We start from the raw sequence: 16,012 nt of genomic DNA, 5'->3' as shown, positions 1-16,012 counted from the left end.
GTGCTTTGGTTTCACTCCATCCCCAACTTCTTCAACCGATACCGCAACGCCCTGAAACTGATCCCCAGCCGCTTGGCCGCCGCAGTCTTATTCCAGCGGGTCGCCTCCAGCGCCTTCTCGATCGCCTGGCGTTCAATGGTTTCGAGGTAACCTTCCAGGTCTATCTCACCATCGGGCACATCAGCCTGCTCGGCATTACGGGTGATTTCTCTTGTTGCCGCGCCACCCAATCCTGGCGGCGTGGGGGCGTTGCCCAAATGGAGATCGGAGGCGCCGATCCGGTCGTTGTCGCACAGGGTGAATGCCCGTTCCAGGATGTTCTCAAGTTCGCGGACGTTCCCGGGAAAGTCATAATCCTTGAGGCGTTCGATGGCATCGGATGTCAGGGTTGCGGGCTCGCACTCATATTCCCGGGCAATGCGTTCCAGGATGTGGTTGGCGAGCAACGCAATGTCATCGGGGCGTTCCCGCAAGGGGGGGACGGCAAGCTCAATGACATTGATCCGGTAGAACAGATCCTGGCGGAACGTACCTTCCTGCACCAGTTCCGGCAGGTTTTTGTGGGTAGCGCTTAGCACGCGGATGTCCACGGGGATTTCCCTGGTGTCTCCCACTGGCCGTACGGCCTTTTCCTGGATGGCCCTGAGCAGTTTTACCTGCATGGCGATGGGCAGGTCTGCGACTTCGTCGAGGAACAGGGTGCCGCCATCGGCTGTGCGGAACAGGCCGTCCTTGTTATCCACCGCACCGGTGAAACTTCCTTTTTTGTGGCCGAAGAACTCGCTTTCCATTAACTCGGAAGGAATGGCGCCACAGTTAACGGCGATGAAAGGGCCTTCCCTTCTGGGGCCCTGCAAATGAATCATCCGTGCAACCAGTTCCTTGCCGCTGCCGGATTCGCCGCTGATAAACACCGGCGCCTGGCTTCTCGCCAGTTTGCGGACCTGAGTGCGCAGCCGTTTGATTTCTGCTGACTTGCCCAGAAGCAGGCCGGGTTCATCCGGCGCAGCGTCGTCGGACTCCGGTTTCGGTTCGGAGAGTTTGAGCGCGCTGTTGACCAGTTCCCGCAGGCGCGGCAGTTCCACAGGCTTGGAAACAAAATCGAAGGCGCCGGCTTTCAGGGATTCAATCGCCGTGTCCATATTGCCGTAGGCGGTAATGACGGCTACCGGGGTGCAGGGCGTATGTTGTTGAATCCAGTGCACCAGGTCGATGCCATTGCCGTCCGGCAGGTTCATGTCGGTCAGGCAGAGGTGAGGTCGATGCTCTTCCAGGAGCTGCCTGGCGCTGGTGATGTCCGGCGCGGTCAGGGTTTTGATGCCCATGCGGGTCAGAGTAATTTCCAGAAGGTCCCGGATGTCCGGTTCGTCGTCTACGATCAGCGCAGTGTGAGTGGTCATTGTCAGGTATTGGTTCTCTATCGTTATACTTTGATCCGCTGGCGTTAAATCATTCGCCCCGGGTGAGCGAAGGTAATGCGAAAACAGCAGCCGGATTTATCGTCTTCCACCAGGGAAAGATGGGCCTGGTTAGCCTCGCACAGTTCCCGGGCCAGATAAAGTCCGAGGCCCGTGCCGCTTTTATCGGTTGTGAAGAATGGCTCAAAAACCGATGCCCGCTGATCCGGTGCGATACCGGCACCAATATCCCGAACGTCCAGGTAGGCCCGTTCACCATCTGCCGTGGGGCCGGCATGCAGTTCGATGTATCGCTTGCCGGTGCGCTGCTCACTATACCGCAATCCATTATCGCAGAGATTCACCAGCACCTGTTCGATCTGGCTCTTATCGAACCGGGCCGGTGGAATGCCTGAATCCAGAATCAGTTTGATCTCGGTGGGCGGTTGCCTTTCGTTGTTCTGTGTTTGCAGGTACTCATCCCTGAACTCGCGAAGCCATGCGGTTACATCAAAGAGCTCACTATTGGCCACTCGTCGCCGGGAAAGATCCAACACGTTTTCTATTATGCCGTTTACCCGCCTGGAATGGCGTTGGATGATGTCGAGCATCTGTTGATCGCCCTTGTCCAGATGGGGGGATTCTTCCATCAGCTGCGCCGCGTGGCTGATCGCCCCCAGCGGGTTGCGGATCTCATGGGCAATACCCGCGGTCAGCCGGCCCAGGGACGCCAGCTTCATTTGCTGCGCCTGCTGGGTGACTTTGCTCATGTCCTCAATAAACACGAGGATGTGATCACCACGTTCCTGGTCAAGCCGGGTAAAGTTTACCTGCAGCAGCGGTGACGTCGGTGATGCCTGGAAGGGCTCCGTCTTGCGAGAGGGATCCTTGAGCCAGGCCTCCAGGCCGAGGCCAAGTGGCTGGGGCAGATGGCGTCCCCGGTTGCCATTGTCGGATTTTTCGGTCTGGGCGCCGAACAACAGTTCCTCGGCTGCGGCGTTGGCCAGGCGGATCTGGCCGAACCGGTCAAGCACCAGTATACCGGTGCGCATGCGCTGGATGATCTGGCGGTTGATTTGCTCCAGTTCCGCTATGCTGCGGGCCCTGGAGGTGGCCAGGGCCTCGCTGCGTACCATGCGCCTGGAGATGTTCTGAAGGATGAAGGCAGCCGCAAAATAGAGAATCCCCAGGGAGCCCGCACGAACAATGTCATCTGCGGAATGGTCCAACACAAGCGTGGCCCAACTGGAAATGCCCAGCGAGCAAATGGCCGCCAGGGCCGCGTAGAAGGTTCCCATGCGACTGGGCGTCAGGATGTTGCCCGCCGCTACCGACACAATCACCAGGTTCGCCAGGCCGCTGGTGATGCCTGTGCTGGTCAGCAGCAGGCCGTGCATGATCAGAATGTCCAGCAGAACCGAGAGCGTTATGTGCCGCTGGCTGGGCTGGAAGCCCGGCAACATGATGAGGGCAATGAAGCAGTTCAGGGCGAAGTAACTGACGACCCCGGCCTGATAGTAATCCTGCATGCGGAAGCGGGTATCGAAGTTCACTGGATCCACAAACAGCAAGGCGACCAGCATCAGGCTGATGACCACGCGGTAGTGATTGTAGATGCGGAACAGCTTGACCCGTTGCGTCACTGGGGGACTGTCTGGCCAGCTTTGTTCGGGGCTGGTTGCCGTTTTTACCATAATTGGTTGGGGTTCCCGGGAGAATTCCGTTGCCTTGAAGGGTTATAATAGCCTTTTCATGGCAATAAGTTACAGGAGCTGTCTCTATGTCCGTCTCACAGCAACCGTCCTCCGCTGGCACGGAACCCCGAAAACTGCGTGTGGTGATGGCGCAACTGGATTTCCTGGTGGGGGATATTCCGGGCAACACCCGGGCTGTGATCGAGGCAACAAAGAAGGCCCAGAAAGAACACCAGGCCGATATTGTGGTGTTTCCGGAGCTGTGCCTGACGGGCTACCCGCCAGAAGACCTGCTGCTGAGGCCCAGCCTGGAAGTGCGGGTGGGTGAGGCTCTGGATGCTCTCTGTCAGGCGAATCTTGAGCCTGCCATTGTGATCGGGGCGCCGATGCGCCAGGGCGGTCTGCTCTACAACTCGGCGGTCATCATTGAAAGGGGGGATGTCTCGGGACGCTATTTCAAACGGTTCCCGCCGAATTACCAGGTCTTCGACGAGAAGCGGTATTTTGCCGAAGGACAGAAAACACTGGTCGTGCCTATCCATGGCATACAGGTGGGGATCACCGTCTGCGAGGATCTCTGGAGTGACGGGCCGGTGGAAGACGCCGCCGCTGCCGGAGCGCAGTTGATCCTGAACCTTAACGCGTCTCCCTATGATATTGACAAGCAGGTACGCCGCAAAGCGTTGCTGGAACGCAAGTCCCGGGAAAACCGGGTGAGCATTGTATACGTGAACCTGGTCGGCGGGCAGGATGAACTGGTGTTCGATGGCGGCTCCATGGTGTTTGATCATTCCGGCCGGCTGGATGTGGAAGCGCCGCAGTTTGTAGAGGGCCTGTTCCCGGTGGATTTCCTGTGTGAACATCCGTGCCAGCCTGTCTCCCAACCCCTGCCTGAGGAGCCGTCGCTGGAGGCGAATGTGTACAACGCTCTCGTGCTTGGGGTGCGGGATTACGTCAACAAGAATGGCTTTAAATCCGTTGTCCTCGGGTTATCCGGTGGGATCGATTCCGCGGTGACGCTGGCGGTTGCGGCTGATGCCCTGGGGCCCGAGCGGGTCCGGGCGGTGATGATGCCGTTCCGCTACACCTCGGGAATGAGTCTCGAAGACGCCGAAGCGGAAGCGGTTGCCCTTGGAGTTCAGTATGACGTGTTCTCTATCGAGCCCATGTACGACGCGTTCATGGCGACTCTGGAGAAACCGTTTGAAGGCACAAGGCCGGATACCACCGAAGAGAACCTCCAGGCTCGGTTGAGGGGCGTGTTGCTGATGTCCCTGTCCAACAAGTTCGGGTCATTGGTGCTGACAACGGGTAACAAGAGCGAGATGGCCGTTGGCTATTCCACGCTCTACGGCGATATGGCGGGTGGTTTTGACGTGCTGAAGGATGTGCCCAAAACCCTGGTGTTCAGGCTTGCCAGGTACCGCAATACCGTCTCATCCGTCATCCCGGAACGCGTGATCACGCGCCCGCCGTCCGCGGAGTTGGCGCCGGACCAGAAGGACGAGGACAGCCTGCCGGGCTACGATGTGCTGGATCAGATCCTGAATCTGTATGTGGAGCGGGACTTCAGTGCGGACGCGATTGTCGCGGAGGGCTTTGACCGCGCCGATGTGGAGCGGATCATCCGCCTGGTGGACATCAACGAATACAAGCGGCGTCAGGCGCCCATCGGGGTTCGCATTACCGAGCGGGGATTTGGCAAGGATCGTCGTTATCCGATCACCAACGGGTGGCGCAGCGGGAAATAGGGACGCAGGCCCTATTTCCCGGCCGGGATTACTCGTCTCCCATCAGGCCGAAGGTCACAACGCTTGAGAGAGAGCGGTCCTCTCGCTTCAGCAGGCTGGGTACAAATTCACCGTTGTCGTCAAACGCATTGCTGTCCGGGTAATTTTGCGAAAGCAGGGCGATGGCATCGTCGGCGGCCTTGTTCAGATCCATGAAGCGGAAGGTCTCTGCCAGGATAACCAGTGCCTCCTCAACGGACGGCGATGTGGAATAGTTTTCCACCACGTAGCGGGCGCGGTTGTTGGCGGCAATGTAGGCTTCCCGCTTGATGTAGTAACGGGCCGCATGGATTTCCAGTTCGGCCATGCGGTTGCGGATGGCGATCATGCGCTGACGTGCATCCGGTGCGTATTCGCTGTTCGGATAACGGTTCAGCAGATCAGAAAAATCACGGAACGCCTGGCGTTGCTCGCCCGGATCACGTGCGGCAACATCGATCGGGAAGTATCGTGCGGCCAGGCCGATATCCAGGTTGTAGGAGGCCAGGCCCCGCATGTACATGGCATAGTCCGCGTGTTCGCTCTGCGGGTTCAGGCGCAGGAACCGGTCAGCTGCGGCTCGCGCGCCCTCAAGATCCAGATTCTGGTAGCGTGCATAGATCAGGTCCATCTGGGCCTGCTCGGCATAGCGGCCGAATGGGTAGTAGGTTTCCAGAAAATCGAGATTCCGTTCTGCCTCGTTGAAATTGCCGGAGTTCATGGCCTGGCGGGCGTTCTCGTAATAGGTTTCTTCCGGCAGCACTTCTTCCTGTTTGTTGGAAGCACAGGCACTGATCAACAGCGCTGTGGTGGTCAGTAGCAATAATCGAACAACTGATCTCATGCCGGAATCCCGTATAATGACTGAAAGCGAATGATCGGCCATTGTAACGGGGAACCTTTGACTTGTGCAGTGGCTGGCCAATCTGATTGAAAATTTCTGACTGAAACGTAACACAACACCAATGGCCCCGGGGGCTTAATGTCTGCTGAAAACCGTATTACCGCTGCTTTTTCCGTTCCGCCGGAATTGAGTGACCGCCGCCTGGACCAGGCCGCGGCGGAGCTGATGCCGGAGCATTCCCGCTCGCGTCTTCAGGGCTGGATCAAAAGCGGCGCCTTGACCGTCAACGGAGAAAATCGCAAGCCACGGGACAAGGTGATGCTCGATGATCGCCTGGAGCTGGATGCCGAGCCGGAGGCGCAGGTGAGCTGGCAGGCGGAATCGATCACCCTCGATGTGGTCTACGAGGATGAGCATCTGCTGGTCATCAACAAACCGGCCGGGCTGGTGGTGCATCCTGCCGCGGGGCATGCAGACGGAACACTGGTCAATGCACTGCTTAATTACGCGCCGGAAGTGGAAAACCTGCCCCGGGCGGGCATCGTTCACCGTCTCGACAAGGATACCTCTGGCATCATGGTGGTGGCTCGCAGCCTGATTGCCCACACCTCCCTGGTGGGCCAGCTGCAGAGTCGCACCATGGGGCGTGAATACGAAGCCGTGGTGGTGGGCACATTGACTGGCGGTGCCACCGTGGATGCGCCTATTGGTCGTCACCCCCGCGAGCGTAAGAAGATGGCCGTAGTGCCGACGGGCAAACCGGCGGTTACTCACTACCGGCTGGTGGAGCGATTTGCTGCCCACACCCATGTTCGCTGCAAACTGGAGAGTGGTCGTACCCACCAGATTCGTGTCCATATGGCCCATGTGAAGCATCCGTTGATCGGTGATCCGCTCTACGGCGGCCGGCTGCGATTGCCGAAAGGCACCACTGAAGAATTGCGGGAGGTGCTGGCGGCATTTCAGCGTCAGGCGCTGCATGCGCGCCAGTTGACCCTGGAGCATCCGGAAACCGGAGAGATTCTGACCTGGGAAGTGCCTTTGCCTGAGGATATGGAGCATCTGCTGGCCGCGCTGCGCCAGCACGTTAAGGATCTGGAGAGCGATGAATTCTGATATGCCTCTGATCAAGCCGGACTGGCCCGCGCCCGGGCGAGTCCGGGCGGTGTGTTCCACGCGCCTCGGGGGAGTTAGTGAGGCGCCCTGGGATTCCTTCAATCTCGGTTCCCATGTGGGTGACGATCCTGCCCGGGTCCAGGAAAACCGACAGCGTCTGGCGACCATGGCGGGGATCGGGCCCGGTGACATTGGTTGGCTTGAGCAGGTTCACGGCACAGAGGTGGCTTCCCTGCCGGTTAACGGTGTTCCCCGGGCCGATGCCAGTTATACGCTTCAGGCTGGCCAGGCCTGTGTGATCATGACGGCGGATTGCCTGCCGGTATTGCTGTGCGATGAATCCGGCACACGGGTGGGTGCTGCCCACGCCGGTTGGCGCAGCCTGTGTGGTGGCGTGCTTGAAGCGCTGGTGGATGACATGGGCGGCAAGCCGACAGAATTGATGGCCTGGCTTGGCCCCGCCATCGGCCCGGAACGCTTTGAGGTTGGCCCCGAAGTGCGGGAAGCTTTCCTGCGCCATGATCCGGCAGCGGCCAGCGCATTCTCGGAGGAAGGCGCACGCGCGGGGCACTTTATGGCGGACATCTATCTTCTGGCCCGGCAGCGTCTCGCTGAATGTGGGGTTCGTCAGGTCTACGGTGGAGATTTTTGCACCGTGTCAGAGCCACAACGCTTCTTTTCCTATCGTCGCGATGGACAGACCGGCCGCATGGCCAGCCTGATCTGGATAACCGATAATAGCTGACGCCCGTCAATTTTCTGACAGTTTCTGCCTGTCGCCGCTTGAAGTCCCCCCGGTTGCCCCTACATTTAATGTCAAAGCAAACAGGATGTCGGCAAAACGCCCGGGCATCCAGATACCGAATCGGGGAAAACAGATTATGCGAATCGACAAACTCACCAGCCGGCTGCAGACCGCTCTTGCGGATGCGCAGTCACTTGCGGTCGGCAAGGATCACAATTTTATCGAGCCCGTTCACCTGATGCAGGCGCTGCTGGATCAGGACTCCAGCTCCATCAAGCCGCTGTTGAAGCAGATTGGTGTGGAGCCGGGCCGGGTTCGCCAGGCCATTGCCCGGGAGATTGAGCACCTGCCGGAGGTTCAGGGTTCTGCTGGTGACGTCTCCATGTCCAATGACATGGGGCGACTGTTCAACATCGCCGACAAGCTGGCGCAAAAACGCAAGGACCAGTTCATCTCCAGCGAGCTGATGTTGCTGGCCGCCCTGGAAGACCGCGGCACCCTCGGACGGATTCTGCGGGAGCAGGGCGTGGACAAGGCCGCCCTGGAAAAGGCCATTGATGAGGTTCGCGGTGGCGAGCCGGTGGACGACGCGGCCGCCGAGGAGAGCCGGCAGGCGCTGTCAAAGTACACCATTGACCTTACTGAACGCGCCGAAGCGGGCAAACTGGACCCGGTGATTGGTCGTGACGACGAGATTCGCCGCACCATTCAGGTCCTGCAGCGTCGTCGCAAGAACAACCCGGTGCTGATCGGCGAACCTGGCGTAGGTAAGACCGCCATTGTCGAGGGCCTGGCCCAGCGAATTGTGAATGGCGAAGTTCCGGATGGCCTGAAGGACAAAAAGGTACTGTCCCTGGATATGGGCTCACTGATTGCCGGCGCTAAGTTCCGGGGTGAGTTCGAGGAACGCCTGAAGGCGGTGCTGAATGAGCTGTCGAAGCAGGAAGGCCAGATCATTCTGTTCATCGATGAGATCCATACCGTGGTGGGCGCCGGCAAGGCGGAAGGTTCCATGGATGCGGGCAATATGCTCAAGCCGGCGTTGGCCCGGGGCGAGCTGCACTGCGTGGGCGCCACAACCCTGGACGAGTATCGCGAGAATATCGAGAAAGATGCTGCCCTGGAGCGCCGTTTCCAGAAAGTACTGGTCAGCGAGCCGAACGAAGAAGATACCATCGCCATCCTGCGTGGTCTGAAGGAACGTTACGAAGTTCACCACGGGGTCGAGGTGACCGACGGGGCGATTATTGCCGCTGCCAAGCTGTCCCATCGTTATATCGCCGATCGTCAGTTGCCGGACAAGGCGATTGATCTGGTGGACGAGGCGGCGAGCCAGATCCGTATGGAAATGGATTCCAAACCGGAAGCGCTGGACCGCCTGGAACGCCGTCTGATTCAGCTCAAGATCGAGCGGGAGGCGCTGAAAAAAGAAACCGATGCCGCCTCGAAAAAACGTCTGGAAGAGTTGTCGGATGTGATTTCAAAGGTTGAGCGTGAATACGCCGATCTGGAAGAGGTGTGGAACACCGAAAAGGCTGCGTTGCACGGTTCCCAGAAGATCAAGAGCCAGCTGGAGCAGGCCCGGATTGATCTGGAAAACGCCCGCCGCAGCGGTGATCTGGGGCGCATGTCCGAACTGCAATACGGCAGGATTCCGGAACTGGAGCGCCAGCTGGATATGGCCAGTCAGGCCGAGATGATGGAGATGAAACTGCTGCGCAACCGTGTGACGGACGAGGAAATTGCCGAGATTGTCTCCAAGTGGACGGGCATTCCCGTTTCCAAGATGCTGGAAGGCGAGCGCGACAAGCTGATGCGCATGGAAGAGGCGCTCCATGGCCGGGTGATTGGTCAGGAAGAGGCAGTGGAAGCGGTATCCAACGCGGTACGCCGTTCCCGCGCGGGGCTGTCGGATCCTAACCGGCCCAATGGTTCGTTTCTGTTTCTAGGTCCGACCGGTGTCGGTAAGACGGAGTTGTGCAAGGCGCTGGCCTCGTTCCTGTTCGATACCGAAGAGGCGATGGTACGCATCGACATGTCGGAATTCATGGAGAAGCACTCCGTGGCCCGGCTGATTGGCGCGCCTCCGGGCTATGTCGGCTACGAAGAGGGCGGTTACCTGACCGAAGCGGTCCGTCGTCGTCCTTATTCGGTGCTGCTGCTCGATGAGGTTGAGAAAGCTCATCCGGATGTGTTCAACATCCTGTTGCAGGTACTGGAGGACGGTCGCCTGACCGATGGCCAGGGCAGAACGGTGGATTTTCGCAACACCGTTATCGTGATGACGTCGAACCTGGGGTCCGACATCATCCAGCAGAAAGCGGGTGAGGAAAACTATGAATCCATGAAGAATGCGGTGATGGAAGTTGTGGGCACGCATTTCCGTCCCGAGTTCATCAACCGCGTGGACGAAGTCGTGGTCTTCCATCCGCTGGCGGAGAGCCAGATTCAGGGGATTGCCAAGATCCAGGTCGAATCGCTCAGCCAGCGCCTGAAGGATCAGGATATGAAGCTGGAGCTGGACGATGCCGCCATGGAGCTGCTGGCGGAAGTGGGCTACGACCCGGTCTACGGTGCGCGGCCACTGAAGCGGGCGATTCAGCGGATGATCGAGAATCCGTTGGCGCAGCGCTTGCTGCAGGGAGAGTTTTTGCCCGGGGATACCATCCGGGGAACCGTGCAGGAGCACAAACTGGTTTTTGCCAAAGCCTGATCGTTGTGCAGTCCTGAAATCAGAAAGGGGGCGGTCAGTTTGATCGCCCCTTTTTATTCTCTTTGTTTAACGTTCGCCCTCGGCTCCGCAATTCTCGTCCGCGATTTCCTGGAACTTCTCGCGTTGCTCCTCTATTTCTTCCGGAGACAGGTAGCGTTGCTCTCCGTCCTCTTCAATGCGAATCCGGCTATTGCGATCAAGGAGGTCCAGGTTGTTGCGGGCTGTCGAGCAATTGGCTTCCCGTTGTTTGCGGCGGGCTTCCTCCACGGCGGATTCTTCACGCTTACCGGCTTCATCCGCTTCACGTGCTTCAAGCTCATCCAGTTGTTCCTGGGGGCTCTGGCGTTGTTGGCCGCCCGAGGATTTCCCGGTGCGAACGCTGACCCGCTCTGACTGCTTGCCGGTTGGTTGTCGGTCGCCAAAGTGGGTTACGCCATTTTCGTCGGTCCACTTGTAGACGGAAGCGCCGGTGGCGGCAAAAGGGGCAACGGCCAGAATGATGGCCAGTGTCAGGATTCTTTTGTTCATTGCTATACTCATCTCGCATTAGCCGTTTCGGGGCAGAACTGGGGCTGCTCCATTGTATTTCGGTGGTTTTATCATGCCATCCGCTGGCCGGTTTTTCTCTCGCCTGGTTCAAATACTCGAACAAAGTATGGCAGACCTGTTGCCAGTATGGGTATAGAATCAACGCGATGCTATTGACAGGGAGTTTCCCGCTGTCAAAATTACCGATTGCCTGAAGACAGGGGTCAATACGGCAGGCAATCCCGAGCGAGTATCCCCCGTTAATCACCACACTGAACGCGCCGCGCACAGGTCGCGGGATGGTTGTTGCTCATTTGCAACCGTCGATTGGCCGTTCTCCGCAACCCTCAGGAGGGCGGCTGGCCAGGAGACAACCTCTTAAAGGTAGTGTGGAGGAGCAGCCGGTGCCGCTTTCACAAGAAGCAGGCAGGCCGGGTATCCAGGCAACCGGGATTTTTCCCGGCTCATTCACTCGTAGAAGAGGGTAGAAAATCGTGGAGTTATTGTCTGGCGCCGATATGCTGATCCGGTCCCTTCAAGATGAGGGTATCGAATACATATACGGCTATCCGGGTGGTGCAGCCCTTCATATTTATGATGCGCTGTTCAGGCAGGACAAAGTCAAGCATATTCTGGTTCGGCACGAACAGGCCGCGGTCCATATGGCCGACGGTTATGCTCGCGCAACCGGAAAACCAGGTACCGTACTGGTGACCTCGGGTCCTGGAGCCACCAACACTATTACCGGCATTGCCACTGCGTTCATGGATTCCATCCCCATGGTGGTTCTGTGCGGTCAGGTTGCATCCACCCTGATAGGTGAGGATGCATTCCAGGAAACCGATATGATCGGTGTCTCCCGTCCTGTGGTAAAACACAACCTGAGCGTACGTCACCCCGAGGAAATTCCCGAGGTGATTCGCAAGGCATACTACATTGCTTCGACTGGCCGTCCCGGTCCGGTTGTGGTGGATATCCCCAAGGATATGACCACGCCGAATGAGCGTTACGAGTACGTTTTCCCCAAGAAGGTCAAGCTGCGTTCCTACAATCCTGCGATCCGTGGCCATGCCGGGCAGATCAAGAAGGCTGTGGACATGCTGCTGGCGGCCAAGCGTCCGATCATCTATGCGGGTGGCGGCGTTATTCTGGGCAAGGCCTCTGGTCAGTTGACCGAGCTGGTGCGCATGCTGGGTCATCCCATCACCAACACCCTGATGGGTATCGGGTGTTACCCGGCCTCCGACAAGCAGCACCTGGGCTGGTTGGGTATGCACGGCACCTATGAGTCCAACATGGCCATGCACCATTCGGATCTGATCCTCTGTGTGGGTGCGCGCTTCGATGACCGTGTGACCAACGCTACCGAGAAGTTCTGTCCCGGGGCGCGGATTGTCCACATCGACATTGATCCGGCTTCCATCTCCAAGACCATTGATGCGGATGTGCCTATCGTGGGGCCGGTCGATGCGGTGCTCAAAGAGATGATCTCGCTCGTCAAGGAAAGCAAGGAAAAGCCCGATGCGGATGCCCTTGCGTCCTGGTGGAAGCAGATTGAAGAGTGGCGCGCCTTCCATGGCATGCGTTATGAAACCAGTCCGGACGTGATCAAGCCGCAGGAAGTGATTGAAACGTTGTGCCGGCTGACCAAGGGTGAAGCGTTTGTCACCTCCGACGTGGGGCAGCACCAGATGTTCGCGGCCCAGTACTACAAGTTTGACAAGCCCAACCGCTGGATCAACTCCGGTGGCCTGGGGACCATGGGCTTTGGCCTGCCGGCGGCCATGGGGGTCAAGCTGACTCATCCGGACGACGAGGTACTCTGTATCACCGGTGAAGGCAGTATCCAGATGAACATTCAGGAGCTGTCCACCTGTAACCAGTACAATCTGCCGGTGAAGATCATTAACCTCAACAACCAGGCCCTGGGCATGGTCAAGCAATGGCAGGACATGAACTACGAGTCCCGCCATTCCCAGTCCTACATGGAATCCCTGCCGGACTTCGTCAAGCTGGCGGAAGCCTATGGCCACGTGGGAGTCCGGATCGACCGTAAGGAAGACCTGGAAACCAAGCTGAAAGAAGTGTTGGCCATGAAGGACAAGCTGGTATTCGTGGATATTTACGTGGATCGGTTTGAGCACGTGTATCCGATGCAGGTGGCCCGTGGTTCCATGAAAGACATGTGGCTCAGCAAGACGGAGAGGGTGTGATCATGCGTCGAATCATTTCTGTTTTGCTTGAGAACGAGCCAGGGGCGCTGTCGCGGGTTGTGGGTCTGTTTTCCCAGCGCAACTACAACATCGAGACCCTTACGGTGGCCCCGACCGAGGACGAGACCCTGTCTCGTCTGACCGTCACCACCACGGGGTCGGACAAGGTTATCGAGCAGATCACCAAACAGTTGAACAAGCTGATCGAGGTGGTGAAGCTGGTGGACCTGACTGAAGGCTCTCACATTGAGCGCGAGTTGATGTTGGTCAAGCTCAAGGCCACGGGATCCCAGCGTGCTGAGATCAAGCGCACCGTTGATATTTTCCGTGGTCAGATCGTGGACGTGACCAGTTCGGTCTATACGGTTCAGCTGGCGGGTGACAGCGAGAAGCTGGATGGTTTCATTCAGGCGGTGGGCACGTCAGGCGTGCTTGAGGTTGTTCGTACCGGTGTATCCGGTATCGCCCGCGGCGAAAAGGTGCTGAGTCTCTGACCGGTACCCGTTCATTTTTAAATCATGACCCCGGAAGCGGGGTCGTTACAATACAGAGGTTATCCCATGCAGGTTTATTACGATAAGGATTGCGATCTTTCTCTCATCCAGGGCAAGAAAGTGGCCATCATCGGTTTCGGTTCCCAGGGCCATGCCCACGCGTGCAACCTGAAAGAGTCCGGCGTTGACGTCACCGTTGGTCTGCGCCCCGGTTCTTCTTCCATTGCCAAGGCGGAAGCCTACGGCCTGAAGACCAGCGATGTACCGTCTGCCGTTGCCGCCGCTGACGTGGTGATGGTCCTGACTCCTGACGAGTTCCAGGCTCAGCTGTACGCCGCGGAAATCGAGCCGAACCTGAAGCAGGGCGCTACCCTGGCATTTGCTCATGGCTTCGCTATCCACTATAACCAGATCGTTCCGCGCAAGGATCTGGACGTCATCATGGTCGCTCCTAAAGCGCCGGGCCACACCGTTCGCACCGAGTTCACCCGTGGCGGCGGCATCCCTGACCTGATCGCGATCTTCCAGGACGCTTCCGGTACCGCCAAGAACCTGGCCCTGTCCTACGCCAGTGGCATCGGTGGCGGTCGTACCGGCATCATCGAAACCACCTTCAAGGACGAGACTGAAACCGATCTGTTCGGTGAGCAGGCAGTTCTGTGTGGCGGTGCAGTTGAGCTGGTTAAAGCGGGCTTCGAGACTCTGACTGAAGCCGGTTACGCGCCGGAAATGGCCTACTTCGAGTGTCTGCATGAGCTCAAGTTGATCGTTGACCTGATGTACGAAGGCGGCATCGCCAACATGAACTACTCCATCTCCAACAACGCGGAGTATGGTGAGTACGTGACCGGGCCAGAGGTAATCAACGAGCAGTCCCGCGAAGCCATGCGCAACGCACTGAAGCGCATCCAGAGTGGTGAGTACGCGAAGATGTTCATCTCTGAAGGGGCTCTGAACTACCCGTCCATGACGGCCCGTCGTCGTCAGAATGCGGCCCATGAGATTGAAACCGTTGGTGAGAAGTTGCGCGGTATGATGCCGTGGATCACCGCGAACAAGATCGTGGACAAGGACAAGAACTAAATCGGGTTTCCGGTAAGTTCTGAAAACGCGGCCCGGGTGGCCGCGTTTTTCGTATATACTCCGCATAAATGCTTTCCGGAGTGAGTGGAATGACTGAAGACAGGAAAATCCCGGAATCGAAAGAATCCGAAAAGGCCGGCAAACCTTCCAATGCCTCCTCGGTGAATGAGTTCGAGCCGGGTGAGGTTGTAGAGGAAGAGCTTGTGGAGGGCGCACCGGTGAGGCGCAAAGGCATTTATCTATTGCCGAATGCGTTGACGACTGCGTCATTGTTTTCGGGTTTTTATGCGATTGTGTCCGCTGCCAATGGCATGTTCGATAATGCCGCGATTGCGATTTTCGTCTCCATGATACTGGACGGTCTTGACGGCCGGGTTGCCAGAATGACCAACACCCAGAGCAAATTTGGTGAGGAGTACGACAGCCTGGCGGATATGGTGGCCTTTGGCGTGGCGCCCGGACTGGTCGCGTTCTTTTGGTCGCTCAATGAGTTGGGTCAGGTAGGTTGGGCAATAACCTTTATCTACGTGGCCGGGGCTGCTTTGCGCCTGGCGCGGTTCAACACCCAGATTGGTTCCGTAGACAAGAAGTTCTTTGTCGGGTTGCCAAGTCCGGCTGCTGCGGCGTGTTTGGCCGGGCTGGTGTGGTGCTTCCATGATGTGGATCCGGCCACGTGGCTGACGCTCATGACCATCGTCGTAGTTGGCGGCAGTGGTGTGTTGATGGTCAGCAATATTCTGTATCGCAGCTTCAAGGATCTGGACCTGCGGGGCCGGGTGCCTTTCGCGGCGATCTTGCTGGTGGTGCTGATCTTCGTGGTGGTCGCTCTGGATCCTGCCACCGTACTCTTTACCGGGTTCCTGGTTTATGGGTTGTCCGGTCCCTTCCTGGCGCTGACGCGCAAAGCCCGCCGAAAACCAGGCAGTGCCGCCTGAGCGGGCATCTTCCGGCCCGCGTGATCGGGCCGGAAATCCCGGGATACGGCCTGTTCTGTTGGTTAATTGATCAGTTTGGGCGTATTCTGAGCAAGTGGGTAGGGGGAAACCGAAATATCTCCCAAATAGTTTGAAAAGCTCGTTGACACCTCGCCTGAGCTCTGTAGAATGCGCATCTCTTTCGAGGGGTAAGCCACTTAGGCGGCTCCGGATTCGGAAGGCAACTGTTTGAAAGTATTGAAGAAAACGAGTTTCAAATTTCTTCAGAAAGCAGTTGACAAGGTGGCGGTTCAGTGTAGAATGCGCGCCTCGATACAGCAGTAAGCCGGTTCATTTTTCGGCGGTTTCCGGAGGCGGAAACAACGGAAAATAAACGGTTGACAAGGCGGCGGAGCGATGTAGAATACGCCACCTTGATCGGGCAAGCCCCGAACGCTCTTTAAAAAGTTAACCAAGTAATTCGTGTGGGCGCTGGCCGAGG

The 16,012-nt window shown here is 57.9% G+C and carries 13 protein-coding genes; 8 read left to right on the top strand and 5 right to left on the bottom strand.

What is annotated here, in order from left to right:
* Positions 1 to 11: 11 nt before the first annotated feature.
* Complete coding sequence (locus tag ACQUWM_RS17260; RefSeq protein ID WP_407001204.1) at positions 12 to 1,400, bottom strand: sigma-54-dependent transcriptional regulator; 1,389 nt, start codon at positions 1,398 to 1,400, stop codon at positions 12 to 14.
* A gap of 44 nt (positions 1,401 to 1,444) precedes the next feature.
* The gene (locus tag ACQUWM_RS17255) at positions 1,445 to 3,091 is read right to left on the bottom strand and encodes a sensor histidine kinase (protein WP_407001203.1); all 1,647 of its coding nucleotides are present in this window, start codon (positions 3,089 to 3,091) and stop codon (positions 1,445 to 1,447) included.
* Positions 3,092 to 3,177: 86 nt separating this feature from the next.
* On the opposite strand from ACQUWM_RS17255, the gene ACQUWM_RS17250 reads away from it, so the two are divergent.
* The gene (locus ACQUWM_RS17250) at positions 3,178 to 4,842 is read left to right on the top strand and encodes an NAD+ synthase (protein WP_428922952.1); all 1,665 of its coding nucleotides are present in this window, start codon (positions 3,178 to 3,180) and stop codon (positions 4,840 to 4,842) included.
* A 28-nt stretch (positions 4,843 to 4,870) separates the two neighbouring features.
* Here ACQUWM_RS17250 and ACQUWM_RS17245 read toward each other — a convergent pair whose 3' ends face one another.
* Positions 4,871 to 5,704 carry an outer membrane protein assembly factor BamD gene (locus ACQUWM_RS17245; RefSeq protein WP_406988068.1) on the bottom strand — a complete coding sequence of 278 codons (834 nt, stop codon included), beginning with the start codon at positions 5,702 to 5,704 and terminating at the stop codon, positions 4,871 to 4,873.
* A gap of 138 nt (positions 5,705 to 5,842) precedes the next feature.
* Here ACQUWM_RS17245 and rluD point away from each other — a divergent pair, with 138 nt between their 5' ends.
* The 3 genes from rluD (at position 5,843) to clpB (ending at position 10,278) form a co-directional block, all read left to right on the top strand.
* Positions 5,843 to 6,820 carry a 23S rRNA pseudouridine(1911/1915/1917) synthase RluD gene (gene rluD, locus ACQUWM_RS17240; protein WP_407001201.1) on the top strand — a complete coding sequence of 326 codons (978 nt, stop codon included), beginning with the start codon at positions 5,843 to 5,845 and terminating at the stop codon, positions 6,818 to 6,820.
* Positions 6,810 to 7,565, top strand: coding sequence for a peptidoglycan editing factor PgeF (gene pgeF, locus ACQUWM_RS17235; RefSeq protein ID WP_428922951.1), 756 nt, complete (start codon positions 6,810 to 6,812; stop codon positions 7,563 to 7,565). The genes rluD and pgeF overlap by 11 nt, the downstream gene beginning before the upstream one ends.
* A 136-nt stretch (positions 7,566 to 7,701) precedes the next feature.
* Entirely contained in the window at positions 7,702 to 10,278 is a 2,577-nt protein-coding gene (clpB, locus tag ACQUWM_RS17230; RefSeq protein WP_428922950.1) for an ATP-dependent chaperone ClpB, read from the top strand.
* 66 nt (positions 10,279 to 10,344) lie between these two features.
* Here the strand turns inward: clpB and ACQUWM_RS17225 are convergent, their stop codons facing one another.
* On the bottom strand, positions 10,345 to 10,806 hold the full coding sequence (locus ACQUWM_RS17225; protein ID WP_428922949.1) for a DUF4124 domain-containing protein: 462 nt from the start codon (positions 10,804 to 10,806) through the stop codon (positions 10,345 to 10,347).
* 494 nt (positions 10,807 to 11,300) lie between these two features.
* Between ACQUWM_RS17225 and ACQUWM_RS17220 the strand changes: the two genes are divergently transcribed.
* From ACQUWM_RS17220 to pssA, 4 genes are all read left to right on the top strand, one after another.
* A complete protein-coding gene (locus tag ACQUWM_RS17220) occupies positions 11,301 to 13,019 on the top strand; it encodes an acetolactate synthase 3 large subunit (RefSeq protein ID WP_406988062.1) in 1,719 nt (572 codons plus the stop codon).
* Positions 13,020 to 13,021: 2 nt separating this feature from the next.
* Positions 13,022 to 13,513, top strand: a complete 492-nt coding sequence (gene ilvN, locus ACQUWM_RS17215) for an acetolactate synthase small subunit (protein WP_070970156.1) — start codon at positions 13,022 to 13,024, stop codon at positions 13,511 to 13,513.
* Between the two features lie 66 nt (positions 13,514 to 13,579).
* A complete protein-coding gene (gene ilvC, locus ACQUWM_RS17210; protein ID WP_407001196.1) occupies positions 13,580 to 14,596 on the top strand; it encodes a ketol-acid reductoisomerase in 1,017 nt (338 codons plus the stop codon).
* 89 nt (positions 14,597 to 14,685) lie between these two features.
* Positions 14,686 to 15,531, top strand: a complete 846-nt coding sequence (gene pssA / locus ACQUWM_RS17205; RefSeq protein WP_428922948.1) for a CDP-diacylglycerol--serine O-phosphatidyltransferase — start codon at positions 14,686 to 14,688, stop codon at positions 15,529 to 15,531.
* A gap of 290 nt (positions 15,532 to 15,821) precedes the next feature.
* On the opposite strand, the gene ACQUWM_RS17200 is transcribed toward pssA, so the two are convergent.
* Positions 15,822 to 16,012: hypothetical protein (locus ACQUWM_RS17200; protein ID WP_428922947.1), on the bottom strand; the 191-nt coding region annotated here is incomplete at its 5' end.

It is taken from the genome of Marinobacter sp. DUT-3, assembly GCF_050379435.1.
In the GTDB taxonomy this organism is placed as follows: Bacteria; Pseudomonadota; Gammaproteobacteria; order Pseudomonadales; family Oleiphilaceae; genus Marinobacter.
The sequence above is the reverse complement of the archived record's forward strand: the minus strand, read 5'-3'. Positions and strand labels throughout refer to the sequence as shown.